The 340-nt window shown below is 53.2% G+C and carries 1 pseudogene; it reads left to right on the top strand.

Features of this window, described 5'->3' with window-relative positions:
* Positions 1-211 (top strand): annotated as a pseudogene (locus ACTQ34_RS18215) (hypothetical protein); the annotation flags it as partial.
* Between the last annotated feature and the right edge of the window lie 129 nt (positions 212-340).

The following is a 340-nucleotide window of genomic DNA, read 5'->3' as shown; positions in this document are numbered from 1 at the left end:
GAAATATGAAGCGGCCAAGGCGGACGGCAGCATCCGCACCGATCTCCCGGAAGAGGAATTGTTCACCACCATCACCCTGACCATGCTGGGCATGGCGGAACGGTACGCGCAGGGGCTCGTATGGGCAAACAACCGTACCGGCGACTATTGGAAGGAGCTGTCACACGTGAAGGACATGCTGCTGGCATGGGCCAGGGGCCCATCGAAGTGAAAAGGAATCATGAAGGGGTACCCCTTCATGATAGGATGTTCCATCCCATCAAAACTTTTGACCACACGCCAATTATGAAGGAGGAAACAGAAATGAAGAAAAAAGCAATCAGTATTCTGCTGACGCTGG

Source organism: Agathobaculum sp. LCP25S3_E8 (assembly GCF_052117165.1).
GTDB lineage: Bacteria > Bacillota > Clostridia > Oscillospirales > Butyricicoccaceae > Agathobaculum.
Note: the sequence above shows the minus strand (reverse complement) of the source record. Positions and strands in the feature narration are given on the sequence as shown.